19 protein-coding genes and 1 pseudogene are annotated in these 16,448 nt (G+C 67.2%); 7 read left to right on the forward strand and 13 right to left on the reverse strand.

Translation table 11 applies throughout. The annotated features are described in order from the left end of the window. Positions 1–6: 6 nt before the first annotated feature. The 3 genes and pseudogenes from ACQCSW_RS01240 to ACQCSW_RS01250 all read right to left on the reverse strand — a co-directional run. Positions 7–141: pseudogene (locus ACQCSW_RS01240) on the reverse strand (FadR/GntR family transcriptional regulator); the annotation flags it as partial. 2 nt (positions 142–143) lie between these two features. Next, positions 144–746 carry a DUF6919 domain-containing protein gene (locus ACQCSW_RS01245; RefSeq protein WP_426989148.1) on the reverse strand — a complete coding sequence of 201 codons (603 nt, stop codon included), beginning with the start codon at positions 744–746 and terminating at the stop codon, positions 144–146. A 53-nt stretch (positions 747–799) separates the two neighbouring features. Continuing rightward, positions 800–1,405, reverse strand: a complete 606-nt coding sequence (locus tag ACQCSW_RS01250) for a hypothetical protein (protein ID WP_426989149.1) — start codon at positions 1,403–1,405, stop codon at positions 800–802. Positions 1,406–1,563: 158 nt separating this feature from the next. On the opposite strand from ACQCSW_RS01250, the gene ACQCSW_RS01255 reads away from it, so the two are divergent. Next, positions 1,564–1,944 (forward strand): VOC family protein, encoded by a 381-nt coding sequence (locus ACQCSW_RS01255; protein ID WP_426989150.1) that lies wholly within the window; start codon positions 1,564–1,566, stop codon positions 1,942–1,944. Positions 1,945–2,071: 127 nt separating this feature from the next. On the opposite strand, the gene ACQCSW_RS01260 is transcribed toward ACQCSW_RS01255, so the two are convergent. The 4 genes from ACQCSW_RS01260 to ACQCSW_RS01275 all read right to left on the reverse strand — a co-directional run bounded on the left by ACQCSW_RS01260 (position 2,072) and on the right by ACQCSW_RS01275 (position 4,240). Further along, the gene (locus ACQCSW_RS01260) at positions 2,072–2,911 is read right to left on the reverse strand and encodes a DUF3883 domain-containing protein (protein WP_426989151.1); all 840 of its coding nucleotides are present in this window, start codon (positions 2,909–2,911) and stop codon (positions 2,072–2,074) included. A gap of 89 nt (positions 2,912–3,000) precedes the next feature. Next, positions 3,001–3,384: a PIN domain-containing protein gene (locus ACQCSW_RS01265; protein ID WP_426989152.1), complete on the reverse strand. Its 384-nt coding sequence runs from the start codon at positions 3,382–3,384 to the stop codon at positions 3,001–3,003. Next, positions 3,381–3,650, reverse strand: a complete 270-nt coding sequence (locus tag ACQCSW_RS01270; RefSeq protein ID WP_426989153.1) for a type II toxin-antitoxin system Phd/YefM family antitoxin — start codon at positions 3,648–3,650, stop codon at positions 3,381–3,383. Before ACQCSW_RS01270 ends, ACQCSW_RS01265 begins: the two co-directional genes overlap by 4 nt. Positions 3,651–3,835: 185 nt before the next feature. Continuing rightward, the gene (locus ACQCSW_RS01275) at positions 3,836–4,240 is read right to left on the reverse strand and encodes a DUF5997 family protein (RefSeq protein WP_354252073.1); all 405 of its coding nucleotides are present in this window, start codon (positions 4,238–4,240) and stop codon (positions 3,836–3,838) included. A 112-nt stretch (positions 4,241–4,352) separates the two neighbouring features. On the opposite strand from ACQCSW_RS01275, the gene ACQCSW_RS01280 reads away from it, so the two are divergent. Further along, positions 4,353–5,102 carry a LysR substrate-binding domain-containing protein gene (locus ACQCSW_RS01280; RefSeq protein WP_426989154.1) on the forward strand — a complete coding sequence of 250 codons (750 nt, stop codon included), beginning with the start codon at positions 4,353–4,355 and terminating at the stop codon, positions 5,100–5,102. A gap of 70 nt (positions 5,103–5,172) precedes the next feature. Here the strand turns inward: ACQCSW_RS01280 and ACQCSW_RS01285 are convergent, their stop codons facing one another. Then, positions 5,173–5,508 carry a hypothetical protein gene (locus ACQCSW_RS01285; RefSeq protein WP_426989155.1) on the reverse strand — a complete coding sequence of 112 codons (336 nt, stop codon included), beginning with the start codon at positions 5,506–5,508 and terminating at the stop codon, positions 5,173–5,175. Positions 5,509–5,525: 17 nt separating this feature from the next. After that, on the reverse strand, positions 5,526–6,143 hold the full coding sequence (locus tag ACQCSW_RS01290; RefSeq protein WP_426989156.1) for a GntR family transcriptional regulator: 618 nt from the start codon (positions 6,141–6,143) through the stop codon (positions 5,526–5,528). A 226-nt stretch (positions 6,144–6,369) separates the two neighbouring features. On the opposite strand from ACQCSW_RS01290, the gene ACQCSW_RS01295 reads away from it, so the two are divergent. From ACQCSW_RS01295 to ACQCSW_RS01310, 4 genes are read left to right on the forward strand one after another with little or no spacing between them, the layout of a single operon-like run. Continuing rightward, positions 6,370–7,128 carry a LamB/YcsF family protein gene (locus ACQCSW_RS01295; RefSeq protein WP_426989157.1) on the forward strand — a complete coding sequence of 253 codons (759 nt, stop codon included), beginning with the start codon at positions 6,370–6,372 and terminating at the stop codon, positions 7,126–7,128. A gap of 59 nt (positions 7,129–7,187) precedes the next feature. Then, positions 7,188–8,537: an MFS transporter gene (locus ACQCSW_RS01300; protein WP_426989158.1), complete on the forward strand. Its 1,350-nt coding sequence runs from the start codon at positions 7,188–7,190 to the stop codon at positions 8,535–8,537. Between the two features lie 19 nt (positions 8,538–8,556). Continuing rightward, positions 8,557–10,257, forward strand: coding sequence for a carboxyltransferase domain-containing protein (locus ACQCSW_RS01305; protein WP_426989159.1), 1,701 nt, complete (start codon positions 8,557–8,559; stop codon positions 10,255–10,257). A 7-nt stretch (positions 10,258–10,264) separates the two neighbouring features. Further along, on the forward strand, positions 10,265–12,040 hold the full coding sequence (locus tag ACQCSW_RS01310; RefSeq protein WP_426989160.1) for a biotin carboxylase N-terminal domain-containing protein: 1,776 nt from the start codon (positions 10,265–10,267) through the stop codon (positions 12,038–12,040). A gap of 174 nt (positions 12,041–12,214) precedes the next feature. On the opposite strand, the gene arfB is transcribed toward ACQCSW_RS01310, so the two are convergent. After that, positions 12,215–12,637 carry an alternative ribosome rescue aminoacyl-tRNA hydrolase ArfB gene (arfB, locus tag ACQCSW_RS01315; protein WP_426989161.1) on the reverse strand — a complete coding sequence of 141 codons (423 nt, stop codon included), beginning with the start codon at positions 12,635–12,637 and terminating at the stop codon, positions 12,215–12,217. A 167-nt stretch (positions 12,638–12,804) separates the two neighbouring features. Between arfB and ACQCSW_RS01320 the strand changes: the two genes are divergently transcribed. Beyond that, positions 12,805–13,791 (forward strand): MFS transporter, encoded by a 987-nt coding sequence (locus tag ACQCSW_RS01320; RefSeq protein ID WP_426989162.1) that lies wholly within the window; start codon positions 12,805–12,807, stop codon positions 13,789–13,791. A 15-nt stretch (positions 13,792–13,806) separates the two neighbouring features. Here the strand turns inward: ACQCSW_RS01320 and ACQCSW_RS01325 are convergent, their stop codons facing one another. The 3 genes from ACQCSW_RS01325 to ACQCSW_RS01335 are packed head-to-tail and all read right to left on the reverse strand — an operon-like array spanning position 13,807 to position 16,425. Then, positions 13,807–14,511 carry an alpha/beta fold hydrolase gene (locus ACQCSW_RS01325; RefSeq protein WP_426989163.1) on the reverse strand — a complete coding sequence of 235 codons (705 nt, stop codon included), beginning with the start codon at positions 14,509–14,511 and terminating at the stop codon, positions 13,807–13,809. Positions 14,512–14,520: 9 nt separating this feature from the next. Further along, positions 14,521–15,276 (reverse strand): ABC transporter ATP-binding protein, encoded by a 756-nt coding sequence (locus ACQCSW_RS01330; RefSeq protein WP_426989164.1) that lies wholly within the window; start codon positions 15,274–15,276, stop codon positions 14,521–14,523. 33 nt (positions 15,277–15,309) lie between these two features. Beyond that, complete coding sequence (locus ACQCSW_RS01335; protein WP_426989165.1) at positions 15,310–16,425, reverse strand: ABC transporter permease; 1,116 nt, start codon at positions 16,423–16,425, stop codon at positions 15,310–15,312. Between the last annotated feature and the right edge of the window lie 23 nt (positions 16,426–16,448).

Here is a 16,448-nt window from a genome sequence, read left to right on the forward strand (position 1 = left end):
AGAAGCCTAGGCGGGCGGGCGAACCGAAGCCTTGAACCGCCGTCGGGAATTTGCAAGGTGGCTGCGCATGGCGGCCGAGGCGGCGGTCTCATGGCCATCGGCGATGGCGGCAGCGATGGACCGGTGCTCGTGAACCGCCTGGGCTACTGCAGGGCAGTCAGCGCGGCGAGGACGGCGGGCAACAGCACATCATTCCGGCCCCAGACCGGATCCAGGACTTCCACGTACCAGGAGTCGGCGAGCAGCAGGGCCAGCGTTTCATTGGTTTCCTCCGCCCAGTCCTGGATCTGCTCCTCCTCCAGCGGAGTCTCGCTGGAGCCGAGGACGGTAACTACCTCGTCGCCGTCGAGCGTTACCGGGATGGCGGCGCTGCTGGCCTCGCCCGGGGCATGGGCCACCGTCACCAGCTCAGTGCGGGTGGAGAGGGCCAGGAGTTCCACGGCCACCTCTGCACCGCAGAAGCCGGTCACGTACTGCCGCTGGACGCTGCCGGCAACACGCAGCCCGGGCTGGGACTCCTTGGTGAACAGCCCGTTCCGGTTCAGGGCGGACAGCTCCGCCGCGATGGGTTCTGTTTCGGCGTCGTAGCGGACAGTGAAAGTCGCCGCCTGGTACTCGCTCTTGCCCTCCAGCCAGCGCGCCGTCAGTTCCCCGGCCGCTGCAAGGGTGATGGCCTGCCGCCAGGCCCCCTTATCCTCCAGGCGCCTGCCGAACTGGTCACGGACTTCCGCTTCTGTGGGTTCCATCCTCGGATGCTACGGCGCCCCGCCGCGGGACTCCAGCGGCGGCGACACAGCAGTTAATGTCTGCCGGCGGTGGTTCCGGCAGGGATCCCGGCAGCCCGTTCCGCCGCGGCGAGGGCAAGGCCAAAGCGAACGACGGCGGGAGCGTACCCTTGGTGCGGCACCGCCCGCAGCTTCTCCGCCTCCCTCATGGCGCGGATCAGCGCGGATGTCTCGGGCAGCCGGACGTCCGTCATGGCGGGGTAGTCGATGCAGCTGGCAGGGTCCAGTTCGTAGCGGCTCCACCGGGACAGGAGTGCGTCATGTTCAGCCTGCGCGGCGGTGTGAATGGGCTGGTCCTGCCTCAGCTGCCGGCGGCGTGACTGCCAAGCCAAGATCCGCGGGCTGCCACGGTAGGCGGCCACGCCTGCCCCTGTCCCCAACGCGGCGAGGACTGCGCCGGACCACGGTGACGACAGCGTGGGAATAAGGATCGCCGGAAGTGCCACCGCAGAGCCCATAAAGACGTCCCAGAACACGGGGTCCGGGGCGCGGCCGGCAGGGTCCGGCGTTGAATGCCGGCGGACAGCCAGGACGGTGGCAGCCACGGCGCACACCAGCACTGCACCCCAGAAACCCAGCTGCAACGCTCCAAACAGGACGGATTCTGCAAATGCAGGCACTGCGGCACCTCCCCGCGTCAGGCCCGGCCCAGGATTCCGGGTTGCTACTTCCATTGCAACCCCTCCAGACACCGGGGTCAATGGGGGCACGGCAGAACCGGCGGGGCTTCCGCGCTGGAGGTTCCCCCCACCTGCCGCGGGCCGGGTAGCTTGGGAGCATGAGACTGAAAATGTGCAGCATCCACGTCCAGGATCCGGCCGCCGCCCATACGTTCTACACCGGGACCCTCGGGTTCGAGACACTGATGGCGATGCCCGAGTACAACCTCTTCATCATCAAGGATCCGGGCGCCGATGCCGGGTCGGTGGGGCTGCTGTTGGAGCCCAGCGACAACCCGATCGGTGCGAACTACATGAACGCACTGCACGACGCCGGGATCGCCGCCATCACCTTCGGAGTTCCGGACGTGCAGGCCGAGTACAACCGGCTGGTGGCTGCCGGCGTGACGTTCCAGGGCGAACCGTCAGAGGATCCGTCCGGGATCAGCGCAGTCTTCAACGACGGCTGCGGCAACTTCGTGCAGCTGCACCAGGACTGAGTTTCCTGCCGGGAGCAACAGAGGCTTGTCCGCTGATCCGAACCATCAGGGCCTGCATCCGCGAACAAGCCTATGATCGAGCGCGAGCGGGACTACTCAGCCTTGGCGCGGGGGCACGCACGCGACACTAGCCGGCCTTCGGTACGGCAAGGAACGTGCTTTCCTGCAGTTCACACGTCGTATCGATGCTGCCTGGCAGGTGGTACCAGCGGGGTGTAGGGCCGAAGTTGAAGACTCTGATGAGGTGGAAGACCTCAGGTTGCTCTTGGGAAAGCTGTAATTCGTTGCGGGACACGAAGAACGGCGTCTCGGCGCGCGACTTTGTGGTTTTGACCTCGAGGAGCCGTTCTTTTCCGCTCTCTTCGAAGGACAGGATGTCGTACCCGAGACCATCGCCGCGGGTCTTGGACACATGCTCAACCGAGTCCGCAAGCTTGCGCTTTCCAGCACTGTGCAGCCGCCGTCGTTCAAGTTCGACGACGGCCTCCTCGCCGCCGTCGCCGAGCTTGCGGTTGCTCGCTTCCACTGCTGCGTAGTCGTAGCGTCGCGCTGTCCGGGTGCCGGCCCGGGCATCCGGGAGGACGATTTTGGGGATCGGGGACCACTCGAAGTCGAGTGCGCCAATTGCTGCCGCGTCGGGCGTGTGGAGCGCCTCGGCCAAGACTTGCTCAATGATGGAAGGGGAGGAAGCCAGCTGCGCTTGAACTTCAGTGATCAGGGCGTGCTGGTAGTTCTTGGCTGGCTGGTATCCCTTGATGGGGCGAAGGCCCAGCCTCATCATGACGGCCGAGATGTTCTGGTGCTTGTACTCGACGGCGGTGTGGGTCCTGTTGTTCAACAGGGCCCGTAGCCGGTCCCGGAACATCGTCTTGCTGTAGGGCTGCCCGAGCACTTCCAAGCGCAGCATCTCCAGGTAGCTGGCAACAGTTGCCGCGATTTCAGCTCCTGACCAGTCTCTGGCCGTCAAAGTGTTTCGCTCCCCGTGCGCATAGCGTCCAGGCTATCGCTTCGGCGGCCGGACGTGCCCCGGAATGGGATGGATTATCGACCCCGCTCTCAGTCGCCTACCCCTAGAATCTCCACCACATCTTCGACCAACTCGAAGTCCCTGGCGTTGCGGGTCATCAACGGAATGCCGAGCGAGTGGGCCTGGGCGGCGATCATTATGTCCTGACTTCTGGCGTGTTGGGGCCTCAAGCGCTTGACCCGCGCAGCCAGCTCGCCATAACTCTCGGCGGCATGCTCGTCAAAGAGAATCCAGTCCATCAGTTCCCGCCAGACGGCAAGGCGGTGCACTCTGTTGCGGCGGATCTCCTCAGACGTTGACGATCGGATTCCGAATTGGAGCTCCGCCAGAGAGATGATGCTCGAGCCGAGCACGGCGCCGGCCGGCCACACGGCCGGTGGTGTGATCAGGACATTCGTGTCAAGGAGGATCACAGGGTAGTCCACGGATCAACAAGGGGACCGGCATCTCTGGATTCTTCATGTTCCGTGAGCCACCCGGTCTGGTCTGCGCCGAGCTGGGCAAGCTTCAGGGCCATTGCCACTTCAGCGGCTGAAGTCCACTTCTTGCGATGCGTTACAGGTGAGATCACTGCAACCGACCGGCCTTGGAGGGTTATCTCAAGAGTGGCTCCGTGCTCAACCCGCTCAAGGACAGCCCTTGGATTTTGCTTGAGTTCCCGAACCCCTACCTTGTCCATGCCTGCATTCTACGCTTGATGTAGCCCTTGTTCTACGGTTAGCAACAGAATCCAGACGTTTCGCTAGGCGGCGCTACGACCGTCGGGCCCCGGCAACAACAGAGGCTTGTCCGCGGATCCGAATCTTCAAGGTTCGGATCCGCGAACAAGCCTGGGAAAAGCGCAGGTGACTCAGAAAGCGGAGGCTACTCGGCCTGGGCGCGGGCCTTCTTGGCGTCCTTCTTGGCAGCCTCGTCCTTGACGCGCTGGGCTTCGGTGCGGACGGCGGCGTGGGTGGAGCGCTCGGTGACCAGCCATGCCGGGGGAGCCTGCAGCAGTGCGGTGATTTCCGCCGTCGTCAGGGCTTCCTCAACACCGCCGCGGGCCAGGCCGCTGATGGAGACGTTCAGCTTCTGGGCCACCACCGGCCGGGGGTGCGGGCCGTTGCGGCGGAGCTCCGCGAGCCACTCCGGCGGGTTGGACTGGAGTTCGGCGAAATCGGCGCGGCTGATGGTTGAATCCTGGAACTCCTGCGGTGTTGCCGGCAGGTAGATGCCAAGCTTCTTGGCAACGGTGGCCGGCTTCATGGACTGGGAGTTTGCAGAGGTCATGGTTCAAGGGTATCCGGCTGCCCGCCTGAAAGGCACCAGCTCCGCACCAGCTCTGCACCCACCCTGCACCAGTTCCGGCATTGCGGGGCCGCGCGGGCGGTACTGTGAAGACGTGCCCGCAGACAATGAATCCCCGCAGAACGCCAGCCCCGCCGAATCGCCGGAGCAGGAGTCGCCCCGCGTGCTCCGCTTCGCCTACGTGGCCGGCGTGACTCCGGGCAAGTGGATCCGCCGGTGGGAAGAGCGCGTGCTCGACATCCCGCTGGAGTCGTTTATGTCCGACGACGGCGCCCAGCTGTCTGTATTAAGTGACGGTTCCGCGGACCTCAGCTTTGTCCGGCTTCCGGTGGAGCGCGACGGCCTAAACGTGATTCCCCTGTATGAGGAGCAGCCCGTGGTGGTGGCGCCCAAGGGGCACGAGATTTCTGTGTTTGAGGAAGTGGCACTGGCCGACCTGTCGGCAGAGACTTTTCTGGACGTCGCCGAAATGGGTGGCCCGGAAGCGGCCATGCAGGTGGTGGCGTCCGGCGCGGGCCTGGTGATCCTGCCCATGTCAGTGGCCCGGCATTTCAACGTCAAGGACACCGTGGCCCGCCGGCTGACGGGTGCCCCGGGCACGGAAATCGCGCTGGCCTGGCCCAGCGATTCCACAGACGACATCATTGAGGAATTCGTCGGGATTGTCCGCGGCCGCACAGCGGCGAGCTCCCGGCAGCCCTCGGCCCAGCAGGAGAAGCCCAAGAAGGAACCGAAGCCGGACCGGCGCGGACCAGCCGTCAAGAAGCCGAAGGTGGCCCAGCGGTACGCCCCGAATCCGGACAAGGGCCGCGGCAAGGGCTCACGCAAAAAAGGCAAGCGCTAGCAAATTTTCCGGCGGTGCCGGCTGTGTTGCCGAAGCTGGTGGCATTGCCGGAGGCCGGCAACAGTCCGAACTAAGCCGAGCAGGCTTCCGTCAGTGCTGCGACTGACTCAGCCGGCACCTGGTCTCCGGCTTCGGCGATCTGGCCCAACGGCGTCGTGATTTCCGCGGGGACCCCGGCAGCGTCCGCGGAGGACACCAGCCCGCCCAGCAATGCCTTGTCCTGAACGCTGACCAGCCCGTCCTCCACCACGGTGCAGACCTGCTTCTTGACCTCGTCCGAGGCTGCGGTTGCCACCTTGGAGGCGGCATCGTTCGCGGTGTTTTCAGCGACTTCCTGGACCGATCCGCAGGCGGAGAGCAGGAGCATCAGGGGGACGGCGGACAGGGCGGCAAGGCGGCGTTTCATCACTTCAGCCTACCGGCTCAGTCTGTTCCGGCTTCGCCGTGCACTTCGCCCAGGTTGTCCTCTGAGCGGTCCAGATACGCGAGTAGAAGGTCAGCCGCCCGGTCCGGTTCCCCGGATTCCAGGGCCAGGCAGATCGTCTCGTTGTCCTTCAGATAGTGCTGGTAAAACTGCGCGTCCACAGTGGCCTTGTGAAAGAACAGTCGCATCTCGGCCAGGACCTGGCCCATGATGCTGTTCAGCCGCGGGCTCTTGGCCATGGCAACAATGGCGCCATGGAAGTGCTGGTTGGCGGTGCCCAGGGCTTCGTGGTCACCGGCTGCCGCGGCGCGCTTCCCTTCCTCGACGGCGGCCCGGACGGCGGCCACATCCTCCGGGCTGCCTCCGGCGCGGAGGGCGCTGACCTCGATGGCGCGGCGGACTGTATATACGTCGTGGACGTCCCCTGCCTCCAGGCTTGCGACGAAGACCCCCCGGTTGGGATGACGGACCACCAGCCGTTCGCTGGCGAGTTCGGCGAAGGCCTCACGCACCGTGTTGCGGGAGACCCCCAGGTCCTCCGCAATGGTGGATTCGGTGAGCCGCGCTCCGGGGAGCAGGGCTCCCTCCGCCAACTGGAGGCGAAGTTCATCAGCCACCCGCTCCGCCACGGACGGAACTGCCACCCGAAGGCGGCCTGCAGCGGTCTTGGTCCCCCGATCCGACAAGTCATTCGTCAAGGTGCGGGGAGAAGAGACGTGCGGGTCTGAAGAGGCCATACACGAGAATTTACACGATCGTCACATTGTTGAATCGAAGGATTGTTGAACAATCCGTAGATTTAGTGCATCCTAGTAGGACCACTCAATGAGACGGGGATCACAAATGGCAACGATTGACCTGAACAGCGACGTCGGCGAGTCCTTCGGACGCTGGAGCCTCGGCGATGACCTGGCGATGTTCGATTCGGTTTCGAGCGCGAACGTCGCGTGCGGATTCCACGCCGGCGATCCCAGCGTCATCCGGAAAACCTGCCGCGACGCGGTTGCTGCCGGCGTGGTCATCGGTGCCCACGTCGGCTACCGGGACCTTGCCGGTTTCGGTCGCCGCTTCCTGGACATCAGCCCCACAGAATTGGCCGACGACGTGGTGTACCAGATCGGTGCCCTGCAGGCTCTGGCCGCGGCTGAGGGAGCCCGGGTCCGGTACGTGAAGCCGCACGGCGGGCTCTACAACGCCATCGTGACGCACACCGCGCAGGCCCAGGCCGTCGTCGACGCCGTGAAATCGGCTGACCCCAACCTTCCGATCCTCGGCCTCCCAGGTTCGGAAGTCCTGCGGCTTGCAGAAAAAGCCGGTCTTCGGGCAGTTTCCGAAGCGTTCGCGGACCGGGCGTACAACCCGGACGGCACGCTCGTCTCGCGCTCCCAACCCGGCGCAGTCCTTGAGAATCCCGAACGGGTGGCGGAACATGTCCTACGGATGGCCACTGAATCAGCGGTCCGCGCAATCGACGGTTCCATCCTCAAAATCCGCGCAGAAAGCATCTGCGTGCATGGTGACTCACTCGGGGCTGTCGCAATGGCAACTGCCGTGAAGTCCGCTCTCGGCGACGCCGGTGTCAGCATCGGCTCGTTCCTCTAGCCCCATCCCATGGCCGCACACAGGCCCCCGCACCACCCCTCATCCCCCCGGAGGAAACCATGACCAGCACAAACAAGGCAGCAAAGGCCGCGGCAAGGAAGCCGCCGCCCGGTGCGCTCAAGGCGTACGTCGCCAGCCTCACCGGCACCTCGCTGGAGTACTACGACTTCGCTATCTACTCGGTGGCGTCAGCCCTCGTCTTCCCCAAGATCTTCTTCCCCTCGAACGATGAATTCGTGGGACTCCTGCTGTCCTTCTCGGCGTTCGCCGTGGGCTACCTCGCCCGCCCGATCGGCGGCATCGTGTTCGGCCGCCTCGGAGACAAGGTGGGCCGCAAGTACGTCCTGGTCTTCACGCTGGTGCTGATCGGCGTCGCCACCGTCCTCATCGGTGCGCTGCCTGATTACTCCGTGATCGGGATCTGGGCCCCCATCATCCTGGTGCTCCTGCGCCTGGGCCAGGGCATCGGCGTCGGCGGCGAATGGGGCGGCGCTGTGCTGCTGTCCAGCGAGTTCGGCGACCCCAAGAAGCGCGGTTTCTGGTCTTCCGCAGCCCAGATCGGCCCGCCCGCCGGCAACCTTATGGCCAACGGCGTCCTGGCGATCCTCGCCGCCTCCCTCAGCACTGAAGCATTCCTCTCGTGGGGCTGGCGCGTGGCGTTCCTGGCCTCGGCTCTGCTCGTGGTCTTCGGCCTGATCATCCGCCTCAAGCTTGAGGAAACTCCGGTGTTCAAGGCCATCGCGGCCCACGGCGACCAGCCGAAGGCACCGATCAAGGAAGTCTTCACCACGCAGCCCCGCGCGCTGATCTCCGCCGCACTGTCCCGCGTCTGCCCGGACGTCCTTTACGCGCTCTTCACCGTGTTTGTGGCCGTCTACGCCACCAAGGAACTGGGCATGACCACCGGCGACGTGCTGGCCGCCATCCTGATCGGCTCCGCGTTCCAGCTCTTCCTGATCCCGGCCGCCGGCGCCCTGACCGACCGCTTCAACCGCCGAATGGTGTACGGCATTGCGGCCGCCGCAACTGCCGCCTGGATCCCGGTATTCTTCCTCATCATCCAGGGCCGGTCCGAGGTCATGCTGATCATCGGCGTTGTGGTGGGCCTGGCCCTGCACGCCTTTATGTACGGACCACAGGCTGCCTACATCACCGAGCAGTTCCCGGCCCGCCTGCGTTACGCCGGCAGCTCCCTGGCCTACACCCTGGCGGGTGTGATTGGTGGTGCCGTGGCGCCGTTGATCTTCACCGCCCTCTACGCGGCCTCCGGCACCTGGTACCTGATCGCCGGTTACCTGCTGCTGGCGTCCATCGTTACCATCGTGGGCCTGGCCATCGGCCGGAACCCGCAGCCGGAAGAGGACCTCCGCCTGCTGCACCGCGACGACGCGCAGGGTAGCCACGCCTGAGCGGCGCGGCCTGATCCCCATGGAAACAGTCAGCAAGCCCGCTGCCGCGGCCCGGGTGCTCGCCGTCAGGCCGGTAGGTACGACGGCGGTGCTCGCCGAACTCTCCGGGCTCCACGACGTCCTGGCCCTGCAGGCCCTCCTGCTGGAGCAGCCGCTGCCCGGCCAGGTGGACGTCCTGGCCGCCGCCGAAACCGTGATGGTCAAGGCGGATTCACCCGCTGCGGCGCGCAGGATGGCGGCCCGGCTGCTGGAGATGGACCTGACGGTCCGGTCCCACGCTGAGGGGAAGCTGGTGCTCATCGAGACCGTGTACGACGGCGACGACCTCGCCGAAGTGGGCCGGCTCACCGGGCTGGGCGTTGACGGAGTCATCGCGGCCCACACCGGGCAGGTCTGGACGGTTGCGTTCGGTGGCTTCGCGCCGGGGTTCAGCTACATGGTGGGGGCGAACCAGGTGCTGGAAGTTCCGCGCCGGAGTTCGCCCCGGACGGCCGTCCCCGCAGGTTCCGTGGCCCTGGCCGGCAATTATTCGGCCGTGTACCCGCGGAAGTCCCCGGGTGGCTGGCAGCTGATCGGCCGCACCGCGGCCCCCATGTGGGACCTCGGCCGGGAGCAGCCGGCCCTGGCCGCGCCCGGTGACCGCGTGCAGTTCCGTGCAGTGCGCGAGCTCATTGAAGTCGCACAGCCGCAGGCTGGGGCGGCGGATTCAGAAGCATCCGCAGCGCAGGAACCGGACGTCCGGTCCGGCCTGCGGATCCTGTCGCCCGGACTCCAGAGCCTGATCCAGGACCTCGGCCGCCCCGGTCACGCCGGGCTCGGGGTGTCATCAGCCGGGGCACTGGACCGCTCCTCCCTGCGCCGCGCCAACCGGATCGTGGGCAACGACCCGTCGGCCGCCGTCGTCGAATCCGTTGCCGGCGGGCTGCGCGTGCAGGCCGTGGGGGACCAGGTGCTGGCTGTGGCCGGCGCGCCGTCGGCACTGACTGTAGTGACGCCGTCGGACGTTCCCGACTCAGACGCTCCGGAGGACGAAGGTGACCAGTCAGAACGGGTGCGCGAGGTGCCCATGGCCACGGCGTTTGCCCTGCTCGACGGCGAGATCCTGACCATCGGAGCGCCCGAGCTCGGCTTCCGCAGCTACCTGGCCATCCGCGGCGGGGCGGCGGCGGATGCGGTGCTGGGGAGCCGGTCCACGGACACCATGTCCGGGATCGGGCCTGCACAGCTGGCTGCCGGGCAGCTGCTGGGCGCCGGCGCCGCCACGTCCTCCAACGTGGTGGGCAACCCCGAACTGCAGCCCGACTTCCCGGACACCGGGGTCACGGTCCTGGACATCGTTCCCGGACCCCGCGATGACTGGTTTGATGCCGCCGCGCTGGAATCGCTCTGCGCCCAGGAGTGGGCGGTGACGCCGCGCTCCAACCGCGTGGGCATGCGCCTGGACGGCGAGCCGCTGCGGAGGAGCCGGGACGGGGAGCTGCCCAGCGAGGGAACCATGGCCGGCGCACTGCAGATCCCGCCGGAAGGGCAGCCCGTGCTCTTCCTGGCCGACCACCCCATCACCGGCGGCTACCCCGTGATAGCCGTTGTGGTGGACCACCAGCTGGACCTGGCCGCCCAGGTTCCCATCGGCGGGTTCATCCGGTTCCGCTGGGCCCCCGGCTACGGGCTGCCCACCAGCCTTACCGATTCTGCCCCCGACATTTCCCAGACAAAGTGAGCAACTGATGCGCAAGGTCCTGATCGCCAACCGCGGAGAAATCGCCGTCCGCATCGCCCGCGCCTGCGAGGACGCCGGACTGGAATCCGTGGCTGTGTACGCGGACGTTGATGCCGACGCCATGCACGTTGGCGCCGCCACCGAGGCGTACAGCCTGGGCGGCAACGCGCCGTCGGAAACCTACCTCGATATCCCCAACCTGCTGCGCGTGGCCGGGGAGTCCGGGGCGGACGCGGTGCACCCGGGATACGGCTTCCTGTCCGAGAACGCCGGGTTTGCCCAGGCGGTCCTGGATGCCGGCCTCACCTGGATCGGGCCCACGCCGGAGGCCATCCGTCAGCTGGGCAACAAGATCACGGCGCGCGAGATCGCCGTCCGCGCCGGCGCCCCCTTGGTGGCCGGCAGCGACGGTCCGGTGGGTTCGGCTGCTGAGGTCCGCGAGTTCGCCGAGGAGCACGGCTTGCCGATCGCCATCAAGGCGGCCTTCGGTGGCGGCGGGCGCGGGCTGAAAGTGGTCCGCGAGATGGACCAGATCGAGGAATCCTTCGATTCTGCGGTGCGTGAAGCGGTGGTGGCCTTCGGCCGCGGCGAATGCTTTGTGGAGCGGTACCTGGACCGGCCCCGGCACGTGGAGGCCCAGGTCCTGGCGGACCAGCACGGCAACGTGGTGGTGGTGGGGACGCGCGACTGCTCGCTGCAGCGCCGGCACCAGAAACTGGTGGAAGAGGCCCCCGCCCCATTCCTGACTGAACAGCAGACCCAACAGATTTACGACGCCGCCAAGGCAGTGTGCCGCGAAGCCTCCTATTCCGGGGCCGGGACGGTGGAGTTCCTGGTGGCCGCCGACGGCACCGTCGCGTTCCTCGAGGTGAACACGCGCCTGCAGGTGGAGCACCCCATCACCGAGGAGACCAACGGCGTCGACCTCGTCCAGGAGCAGCTGCGCATCGCCGCCGGAGAGCCGCTGCACTTCACCGCCGATCTCAAGCCGCGCGGCCACTCCTTCGAGTTCCGGCTCAACGCCGAAGACGTTGGCCGGGGATTCCTGCCGTCGCCCGGAACCATCGCCACGTTCAGCGGCCCGACGGGTCCGGGCATCCGGCTCGACTCCGGGGTCCGCTCCGGCTCCATTGTGGCGCCGCAGTTCGATTCCCTGCTGGCCAAGCTGATCGTCACGGGCGCCGACCGGCAGCAGGCGCTCCGCCGTGCCCGCCGTGCCCTCGCGGAAATGGAAATCACCGGCGTGGCCACCGTCCTGCCGTTCCACCGGGCCGTGGTCCAGGCGCCGGACTTCACGTCCGAGACCGCGCTCGGCATCCACACCCGCTGGATCGAGACTGACTTCGCGGAATCCATCGCGGCGGATCCGGAGTTCGGCACGTCCGTCCCGGACGGTGAGCGGCGCACCATTACTGTCGACGTCGACGGCCGGCGCCTCGCCGTCGGCCTTCCCGCTGACCTGCTGGATGGCTGGGCGCGATCCGGTGCGGCCGTTCCCGCAGGGGTTTCCCTTGACGGGGCTGGTTTGGATGGCGCGGCCAACGGCCGTGCCGCAGCAGGCGCCGCTGATCCCGGCGAGTTGCGGGCCGACATGGCCGGGACTGTGGTGAAGTGGCTCGTGGAACCGGGCGCCGAAGTGTCCGCGGGAGACGCCGTCGTCGTTCTTGAGGCGATGAAGATGGAGACCCAGGTGGCCGCCCACCGCGCCGGTACGCTGACCGGGATCCGCGCAGAAGCCGGCGGCGTTGTGAACGCCGGGGCCGTGCTGGCGCTGATCGGCTGATGCTTCACGCTCTGAGACCCGTTCTATAGGCTGGTCAAGACCGCGGCGATAAGGACGCGCAGAAAAGGACCTTGCCCCGTATGTGGGTGCTGACCTGTCCGTGATGGAGGCGGACACCAGGGTTAGGGCCGGGTGCCGGGATCGTTTGAGCCTGGGACGGCAGGCTCGACGGCGCTACTCGGCGGACGGCCGCTGCCGTTGCCGTTTCGTCGCCGACCGCTGTTCCTTTGCGGCGAGGCGCCGGCGGTTCGAACCCCTGGTGGGTTTGGTCGCCCGCCGGCGGGGGCCTTCGGGTGCCAGACCTTCAGCCACAAGGTCGGCGAGCTTGGCCAGGGCACTCTCGCGGTTGCGCAGCTGGGAGCGCTGCTCGGAGGCGGCCACGGTGATCACCCCGGCGACGAGGCGTGGTCCGAGACGCGTCAGCAGCATCTGCCGTTGGTCATCCGTAAGTACGGCGGAGCCGGCGATGTTCCACGAGAGTTCGGCGCGGCTGTCCGTCGTGTTGACGTGCTGACCGCCTGGCCCGGACGAACGCGAGAACCGCCAGCCGAGTTCCGACGCCGGAATCGTGAGCGCGGGCGACACCTCCAGATCCATGCAACCAGCGTTGCACACTATGGGCGCGATCGAAGCCCTCAGTCCGGCGCAGCAGAGGGAGGTACTGGCAGACCCCTGATAGGCAGAGCCCTCGCTAGGGCCGGCATGACCGCGTTGTATTGAACGTGAACCCCGTCCCGCCCCATCACATCCCGAACGGAGCCAGCGTGACCGCCGTCGAAACCCCGATTCCCGCACGCGAGCAGGCGGTGGGCCGTCCCCTGGCGATCGTGCTTGGCCTGCTGACCATCTTCGGTCCGATCTCCATGGACCTCTACCTGCCGGTTCTTCCAGCCCTCACCGCCGAGCTTCAAAGCACGACGTCGGTGGCCCAGTTGACCATCACCGCCTGTCTGCTGGGCCTCGCAATAGGCCAAGTCGTGGCAGGGCCACTCTCGGACCGCCTTGGGCGGCGGACGCCGCTGCTGATCGGAGTCATCGCCTACACGCTCACATCGGCCCTCTGTGCGGTGAGCCCAACCGTCGAGACTCTCATCGTCGCCAGGTTCGTCCAGGGCCTGGCCGGAGCTGTCGGCATCGTCATCGCGCAAGCTGCCGGGCGGGATGTCTACTCGGGCGCCAAGCTGCTTCGCTACTACGGCCGCCTCACGGTTCTTGGGGGACTGGCCGCCATCATTGGCCCGGTCATCGGCGGGCAACTCGCAACCGTCACCGACTGGCGCGGAGTTTTCCTGTTCCTAGCAGCCGTCGGCGTCGCGGTCCTGCTGGCGTCGTTCATGGTCTTCGGTTTCATCGCCGGCCGACTCTCTGAACGGTGGTCCGAACGGGGAACGCTCACCCTGGGCCTCGTCATGACGGCGGCCGGCGCCTTGGGGCTGCTGGCGACGGCGCTCCTGCACCTGCCGCTGATGGCCATCGTCCTGTCCCTGTTCACCATGGTCAGCGGTGTGGCCGTCACCAGCCCGCCGGCGACCTCGCTGGCACTCAAGGACTATCCCGATATCGCCGGGACGGCCTCCTCATTGCTGGGGCTGGCCCGGTACGCCTTCGGAGGCATCGCCGCACCTTTGGTGGGCATCGGTGGCGCCAACGACGCCGTCCCCTTCGGGATCGTTGCAGTCGTTTCCGCGGCAGCGGCCGTCCTTTGTCTCGGGCTGGTCAGGAAGGAGCGCAAGGCTCCCGGGCCGAAGTAATCCGACGTACGGCGGTCACCCCGCGCGCTCCACCGCTGCCAGGATCGCCTGGCCCAACTCCACAGGTTTGGTGAACTGGGGCCAATGCCCGGTGGGGAGGTCCACGTACTCGATGTCGCGGATGCGGGCCAGTTCGGCGACGAAGGGGTGGCCGGCGTCGATCCATTCAGTAAGGAGCGATGACGGGAATTCGCACGCGATCACCGTGGCGGGGACCTCGTACCGGCGGACGTCGTGCAGGTGCTGCCGGCCGTAGGCCACGCCCTTGGGCTGCGGAATAGCGCGCGCCCGGAACGACGCACGGAGCTCGTCGGTGAGGTCCACCAGGTCGGCGTCCTCGAAGCCTTCCCACGGCGGCAGCGGAACATCGTCGCCATCGGCCGGCAGTTCATCATTGATAGCGCCACCCTCGCCCAGGGGTCCGCTGTCCACGTAGATGTTCCGCGCCACCCGGTCAGGCCGCGCGTCCGCCACCCCGTGGATGATCGCGCCCCCGCCCGAATGCCCCACCAGCACCACTTGACCATCGAGGCCATCTACAAAATTCACGACGGCGCCAATATGGTCCTGCAGGCTGATGCCGGCCCGCGGTGCATCGACGGATTCAAGGCCGGGCAGCGTCACCGGGTGGGGAGTGTGCCCCGCCGCCACCAGCGCCGGCGTCACCTTCTCCCACGACGACGCGTCCAACCAGAAACCGGGTACCAGGATGATGTCCATGCAGGAACCCTACTCCGCGCCCCCGGCGCCGGGTAAGACCGGGGCGGTCAGGCCGCCGTCGCGCATCACAGCCACGGCGTCGGTCAGCGGGACGAATTCCGTGTCGTGCGTGACCATCACCGTGGCCACCTGGAACTCGTCCGTGACCGTGCGCAGCAGCCCGACGATCGACGCGCTGCGCGCGTGGTCCAGCGCCGCCGTCGGCTCGTCCACCAGCAGCACTTTCGGGTTGCCCATCAGGGCCCGGGCAATGTTCACCCGCTGCCGCTGCCCGCCCGAGAGCTGGTGCGGACGCTTGTCCCCGGACGCGGCCAAGCCCACCAGATCCAGGAGTCCCGCGGCCCGCGAACGCGCGGCCTTCAGGGGCTTGCCGCGCAGGTGGTGGCCGATCATCAACTGCTCGACGGCGGTCAGGGACGCCAGGAGGTTGGGCTGCTGGAAGATGATGCCCACCTTCTCCCGGCGCAACGCGGTCAGCTCCCTGTCCTTCAGCCCGGCGGTGTTGATCCCGCCAATCACCACGTCCCCGCTGCTGGGCCGGACCAGGGTGGCGGCGACTGCCAACAGGCTGGATTTGCCCGAGCCCGACGGGCCCACCAGCGAGACCATCCGGCCGGCTGCGACCTGAAGGCTGACGCTGTCCAGGGCCTTGATGGTTCCGCCTCCGTCCGGGTATTCGAGGGTGACGTTGGTGAGGGTCAGCGGGTGGGTGAGGGCGGGGCCGGCGGTTGATGTGGCGAGGAGTGCTGCAGTAGTAACAGACATGGGAAGGACCTTTCGGAAGGGTGAAGAAGGAGTTCAGTTGCCGCCGAGGGCAATCAGCGGATCGACGGTGGTCACCCGGCAGACTGCCAGCGCGGCGCCCGCCAGGCCCAAGGCCACGATTCCAAGCACGGGGAGCAGCGTGGTGGCCGGCGTGACAAGGAAAGGCGCGGCCTGGGCTGCGGCGAACCCGCCTACAATTCCGATTGCCCCGCCCAGGCCTGCACCGGCCAAGAGCACAATGGCGGCCTGGGTCATGGCATCGCGCAGCACGTAGCCGCCGGACGCTCCCATGGCCTTGAGGACGGCGATATCCCGGGTCCGCTGTACGGTCCAGACCGTCAGGAATGCCACGATCACCAGCGCCGAAATCCCGTAGAGGAACGCCTGCATCAGCATCAGCGACCCGTTTTCGCTCTTGAAGGAACCCAGCGCCGGGAACGAACCTGTGCGGCTGGTGCTGACCGTGCGGGCCATCGCATCGGCCGATGCCTCGTCCACCACGGCCCCGTCCTGGTAGGTGACCGCGACGACGGTCGCCACCGGCATGCTCCCCGGCGCGCTGCCGGCAGCCGGCACCAGGTGCGCCACCTCGGTCCAGGTCGGCAGCGCCGTCCACACCACGCCGGTGTGGGAATACCACTGGTCATCCACGACGGCGGTGACGGTCAATTCAGTGCCACCTACCGTGGCTTTGTCTCCGACGGCGAGCGAAAGGTCTGCCGCGACGGTGGAGCCGATCACCACCGACCCCGCCCGGACCGGCGACGGCGCGAGCAGCCCGTCGGCGGCCACGCCGAACACCGCCACGTTGGTGGTGCCGCCGTCGCCGCCCTGCAGCCGGGACTGGCTGATGCCCAGGGCCTCGGCGCTGGCCACCCCCGGGACGTGCCTCCAGCTGTCCACCTGCGCCGCCGTCACTTCGCTTTCGGTGAAGGACGCCGTGGGCTGGTTGGTGCCGGGTGCGCCAAAAACGATGCTGTCCACCGGCTGGCCAGCGCCGAGCTTCCCGATGGCTGACGTGGACTGGTCGCCCAGGCCGGCGGTGAGGCCGGACAGCAGCACCAGGAGCAGCGTTACCAGGGTCACCACACCGCCCATCAGGGCAAATCGGCCCTTGGCGAACCGGATATCGCGAATAGCGAGAAACACGTTGTACTTCCTTCAGTGGGGGT

Origin of the sequence: Pseudarthrobacter sp. Y6 (assembly GCF_050156205.1) — a bacterium.
Classification (GTDB): Bacteria; Actinomycetota; Actinomycetes; order Actinomycetales; family Micrococcaceae; genus Arthrobacter.

Bases quoted from the DNA above. Each gene is read 5' to 3' on its own strand.
- ACQCSW_RS01300 (WP_426989158.1), top strand. From the start codon at position 7,188: ATGACCAGCACAAACAAGGCAGCAAAGGCCGCGGCAAGGAAGCCGCCG.
- ACQCSW_RS01275 (WP_354252073.1), bottom strand. From the start codon at position 4,240: ATGACCTCTGCAAACTCCCAGTCCATGAAGCCGGCCACCGTTGCCAAG.
- ACQCSW_RS01295 (WP_426989157.1), top strand. From the start codon at position 6,370: ATGGCAACGATTGACCTGAACAGCGACGTCGGCGAGTCCTTCGGACGC.
- ACQCSW_RS01325 (WP_426989163.1), bottom strand. From the start codon at position 14,511: ATGGACATCATCCTGGTACCCGGTTTCTGGTTGGACGCGTCGTCGTGG.
- arfB (WP_426989161.1), bottom strand. From the start codon at position 12,637: ATGGATCTGGAGGTGTCGCCCGCGCTCACGATTCCGGCGTCGGAACTC.
- ACQCSW_RS01245 (WP_426989148.1), bottom strand. From the start codon at position 746: ATGGAACCCACAGAAGCGGAAGTCCGTGACCAGTTCGGCAGGCGCCTG.
- ACQCSW_RS01255 (WP_426989150.1), top strand. From the start codon at position 1,564: ATGAGACTGAAAATGTGCAGCATCCACGTCCAGGATCCGGCCGCCGCC.
- ACQCSW_RS01270 (WP_426989153.1), bottom strand. From the start codon at position 3,650: ATGGACAAGGTAGGGGTTCGGGAACTCAAGCAAAATCCAAGGGCTGTC.
- ACQCSW_RS01305 (WP_426989159.1), top strand. From the start codon at position 8,557: ATGGAAACAGTCAGCAAGCCCGCTGCCGCGGCCCGGGTGCTCGCCGTC.
- ACQCSW_RS01330 (WP_426989164.1), bottom strand. From the start codon at position 15,276: ATGTCTGTTACTACTGCAGCACTCCTCGCCACATCAACCGCCGGCCCC.
- ACQCSW_RS01285 (WP_426989155.1), bottom strand. From the start codon at position 5,508: ATGAAACGCCGCCTTGCCGCCCTGTCCGCCGTCCCCCTGATGCTCCTG.
- ACQCSW_RS01310 (WP_426989160.1), top strand. From the start codon at position 10,265: ATGCGCAAGGTCCTGATCGCCAACCGCGGAGAAATCGCCGTCCGCATC.